Below are 4,342 nucleotides of genomic sequence, written 5' to 3'. Positions count from 1 at the left end.
GTGTAATGGGTCACCCGGTCAAGCCAGGTGACGACAGACTGAGTAGCAAGAATTGACAGCGTTAAGCCGCAAATTCCTTCTCGCTGCGCGAGGCCTGACGACCGCCTGCGAGGCTCGCCAGTTCGGCGACCATTTCCGGATTGCCGTCCACCTGTTGCTCCACGCGCTGCGCTTCGGCTTCCTCGGCGGCGGCTGCGGCGCGCGAGCCGGCAGCCATGCGGAGCGCAGTCTGGATTTCGTTGGCATCAGCGCCGTTCTTCAGCAGCATCAGCGTGATCAGCGCCTTGATGTCGGAATTCATCGCATCGGCACTCTGCTTCATGCGACGAACCGAAGCCGATGTTTCCGGCATGTTTGCATTGGGGCGCAGCTTGGCGACATTGCTGGCGGTGCCATCGACCTGACCGCGCGCGGGATTCGCATGTTCTTCCGCCATCATCACACGTGACGCGGCAGCGAGCTGCAGCGCGTGGTGGATCTCCGGCGATGTGGTGCCGGTCTTGAGGGCGAGGAGGGTGAGGAGGGCTTTGACGTCCGAGTTCATCGCTGCAGTGTTTTGCATTTTTGTGCTCGCTTGTTTGGATGGGGCAGAGTTAGTTGAAACGCGTCCCGAAGAGTTTTTCGAAGAAGGTTGGTTCTGGAGGCTCAGGTATCGGCGCAGCTTCCGCCACGCGGATCGGGGGAGTGCGCCGCGCATGCCGCTTGGCTCGCGGCTTGACGGGCGCAACGCTCGGCTCGGTGACTGCCGGCGCGCTGGCCATGGCGACTTCGCTCGGTGTCGCTTCCGCGAAGGCCGTGATCGTGCCGTCTTCCAGACTGCCGCGGATCACCATGGGCTGAAGGAATTTCGTGTCTTCCGCGACGATCGCGGCAGCGGTGCGAACGTCTTGCTGCGCGCCGAGACGTTCGCTCGCTTCCGCGCTCCATTGTTCGAGCGGCAGGCGATCGGATTTCGTCACGGCAGGCGTGTTGCTGTCGGGCGTCACCAGTGGCGGCACGGTGCCATCGCTGCGGAGCAGGAACGCTGCGGCCGCGGCACAGCCAGGCGCGAAAACGAAGAAAGCGAGACACGCGGCCACGACCGGCCGCCCGTTGAAGCGGCGGCCGCGCGCTGGCGCGACATTGTCGTTGGCATGCGTCGTGCTGAAGCCATGCAGCAGGCGTTCGATCTGCACGATGTGAGCCTGCGGTGATCCAACTATCGATTCAGTCATGGTGACCTCGAATCTCGTCATGACCTGACATTCTCAAGTCATGGTGAATGCGTGGTCACCATTCGCTTCGAGCGGCAAAGCGATGCGATCAACCACGATCGAGGCATCGCAGCGGATATTGGGATTTGATATGATGGGGAGATAAATTTTACGAATGTCGATCGACGTCAGCGGATCGAATCGATCGCGAAAGGATGCGGCGACGACATTGACGGCTGGTTAAACAAATACCACGTCGGGACCGGATGATCGCAGCCGCAAGATACGCGGGCCGCGCCCGCGTATCAGGGATCATCGTTCAGGCGTCTCGCGTCAGTGGACGCTGACGGCCTGCAATTCCTGGCTCCATGCATTCGCGATCGCCGTTTCGCGGCTGTCAGTGAGCATGATCGGGGTGCCATCGGCGGCATGCAGCGCGAACAGCTGCAATCCCGGCGCAATCTCCGGCGCCTGCGGAAACAGGCCGGGCACGTCCTCTGAGCGAACAGGCTTCACATAGGCGATCAAACCTTCGCCCAGATGCGCCAGCGCTTCGGTAGTGATGGAAGGATTCTTCACGGCAGCAATTTCGACTTCAGTCATCGTCTCGACTCCTCACAAAGATTCAAGCGGTCGAGTCCGCTACTAGTTCCGTTCTTTTGCATCGCCCTATCGGAAAAGCGGATACCCACTATTCCGGATGATGCAATTATTCGTGCTCATTGATGGCAATTGTCTTAATCACCCGCTCTGGCTCGGGCCTTGCGAGATCGATCGACAACAACCCGTTCTTCAGATCCGCACCCAGCACCAGCATCCCCTCCGCCAGCACGAAAGTGCGCTGGAAGTGGCGCGCGGCGATGCCGCGATGGATGTATTGCCGGGTCTTGTCGTCCTGCTGGCGGCCGCGGATGACGAGCTGGTTTTCCTCGGTGGTGACATCGAGTTGCTCACGGGTAAAGCCGGCAACTGCCAGCGTGATGCGGAGCTTTTCGGGCTGGCCGTTTTCACGGTCGCACCGCTCGATATTGTACGGAGGATAGCCGTCGGCACCTTTGACGACGCGGTCGAGCGCACGCTCGATCTCGTCGAACCCCAAAAGGAACGGACTGGACAACGAAGGAACACGAGACATCGGTACAAAGCCCTCTCGAAGCGACTTTGAGGGGCCCTTACGGCACCCCTGGCCGATCAGCACTGTGCCAACCGGTCTGCCAAGGATATGGGGATCGCCGGGTCCGGTTCAAGCACCCGGCGATTGCAGGGTAAACGGTGTCAACAGCTTGAAAAGGATCAGCTTTCGATCCGGCTGCGACCATCGGCCGAGAACAGGTGCAGCTTGGCCCGCGGTGCCACCGCGCGGATATGGGCACCGATGGCCGGCGCCTCCAGCCCGGGGATGCGGACGATCATCTCGCCCTCGGGCAGTTCGCCCGGCGTGGTGCTGACGGCCGCCTCGCGGCCTGCCCGGGAGCCATAAACATAGGTTTCGGCGCCGACGCGCTCGATGGTGTCCACGGTCAGGTCGAGCGCAATGCCGCCGTCTGGCGCGGCATCGGCGAGCACGAGGTCCTCGGGGCGGACGCCGAGAATACCGGCGCCGGTGGCTCCGACACTGGCGCTGAGCGCATCGTCGCGCAGCTTGATGAGGTTCATCGGCGGCGCGCCGATGAAGGAAGCGACGAAAGTGGTCTTCGGCTTGCTGTAGATGTCGAGCGGGCTGCCGATCTGCTCCACCACGCCGCCATTCATGACGACGAGAATGTCGGCCAGCGTCATCGCCTCGAGCTGATCATGCGTCACATAGATCGATGTGGTCTTGAGCCTGCGCTGCAGTTTTCGAATTTCCACGCGCATGGCCACACGCAATTTGGCGTCGAGATTGGAGAGCGGCTCGTCGAACAGAAACACTTTTGGCTGCCGCACGATGGCGCGGCCCATGGCGACGCGCTGGCGCTGGCCGCCGGAGAGCTGGCGCGGCTTGCGGTCGAGCATGGTGGCGAGTTCGAGCGTCTGCGCCGCTTCGCGCACGCGGGTGTCGATTTCGGGTGCCGCCATGCCGCGATTGCGCAGCCCATAGGCCATGTTGTTATAGACCGTCATGTGCGGATAGAGCGCATAGTTCTGGAACACCATGGCGATGTCGCGATCGGCGGGCTCCACTTGGTTGACCACACGGCCGCCGATGTCGATCTCGCCGGAGGTGACCGTTTCCAGCCCCGCCACCATACGCAGTAATGTGGACTTGCCGCAGCCGCTCGGGCCGACCAGCACACAGAACTGGCCATCCGGAATCTCGAAGCCGATACCCTTGATGGCCTCGAAGCCGCCAGGATAGGTTTTTCGCACGTCGCGCAACGTTACGCTGGCCATGTTATTTCTCCGTCTCGACCAGACCGCGCACGAACAGCCGCTGCATGAAGATGACTACTGCCACGGGCGGCAGCATCGCGAGAATGGCCGTTGCCATCGCGAGCTGCCATTCCGCGAGTTCGTCCGTCGTGGTCAGCATCTTCTTGATGCCGGTGACAATGGTCTGCATGGAATCCTGCGTGGTGATCAGCAGCGGCCACAGATACTGGTTCCAGCCATAGATGAACTGGATCACGAACAACGCCGCCATGGTCGTCACCGACAGCGGCAGCAGCGTATCCTTGAAGAAGCGATACGGCCCCGCGCCATCGATGCGCGAGGCTTCCAGCAGCTCATCGGGGATCGTCATGAAGAACTGCCGGAACAGCAGCGTGCCGGTGGCGGACGCAATCAGCGGCAGGATCAAGCCGGCATAGCTATCGAGCATCTTCAGGTCGGCGATGACCTTGTAGGTCGGATAGATGCGCACCTCGACCGGCAGCATCAGCGTGATGAAGATGATCCAGAACGCCGTCTGGCGGAACGGGAAGCGGAAATAGACGACGGCATAGGCGGACAGGATCGAGATCAGGATCTTGCCGAGCGCGATTCCCATCGCCATGACGAAGGAGTTGATCAGCATGTACCCGACGGGCTCGCGGCTGGCGCGCGATCCGCCGACGAAGATGGCGCGATAATAGTTGTCCCATGTGTGGCTGCCTGGCGTCATCGGCATGTTGCCGTTCACCACGGTGGCCGCGTCATGGGTCGAGGCGATCAGCGCCACATAGACGGGG

General features: G+C 61.7%; 6 protein-coding genes. All 6 read right to left on the bottom strand.

Annotated features, from left to right (window positions below):
- Positions 1-61: 61 nt before the first annotated feature.
- Positions 62-562, bottom strand: coding sequence for a hypothetical protein (locus ACIQ17_RS31310; protein WP_398473399.1), 501 nt, complete (start codon positions 560-562; stop codon positions 62-64).
- A 31-nt stretch (positions 563-593) separates the two neighbouring features.
- Positions 594-1,214 carry a hypothetical protein gene (locus tag ACIQ17_RS31305; protein ID WP_398473398.1) on the bottom strand — a complete coding sequence of 207 codons (621 nt, stop codon included), beginning with the start codon at positions 1,212-1,214 and terminating at the stop codon, positions 594-596.
- A gap of 312 nt (positions 1,215-1,526) precedes the next feature.
- Positions 1,527-1,796, bottom strand: coding sequence for a DUF1150 family protein (locus tag ACIQ17_RS31300; protein ID WP_398473396.1), 270 nt, complete (start codon positions 1,794-1,796; stop codon positions 1,527-1,529).
- A gap of 106 nt (positions 1,797-1,902) precedes the next feature.
- On the bottom strand, positions 1,903-2,328 hold the full coding sequence (locus tag ACIQ17_RS31295) for an Hsp20 family protein (protein ID WP_398473400.1): 426 nt from the start codon (positions 2,326-2,328) through the stop codon (positions 1,903-1,905).
- Between the two features lie 158 nt (positions 2,329-2,486).
- On the bottom strand, positions 2,487-3,566 hold the full coding sequence (locus ACIQ17_RS31290; protein ID WP_398473395.1) for a sn-glycerol-3-phosphate import ATP-binding protein UgpC: 1,080 nt from the start codon (positions 3,564-3,566) through the stop codon (positions 2,487-2,489).
- 1 nt (position 3,567) lies between these two features.
- Positions 3,568-4,342 (bottom strand): sn-glycerol-3-phosphate ABC transporter permease UgpE (ugpE, locus tag ACIQ17_RS31285; RefSeq protein WP_398473393.1); only part of this gene is annotated, 775 nt, incomplete at its 5' end.

Origin of the sequence: Tardiphaga sp., from assembly GCF_044340795.1 — a bacterium.
Classification (GTDB): domain Bacteria; phylum Pseudomonadota; class Alphaproteobacteria; order Rhizobiales; family Xanthobacteraceae; genus Tardiphaga.
The sequence above is the reverse complement of the archived record's forward strand: the minus strand, read 5'-3'. Positions and strand labels throughout refer to the sequence as shown.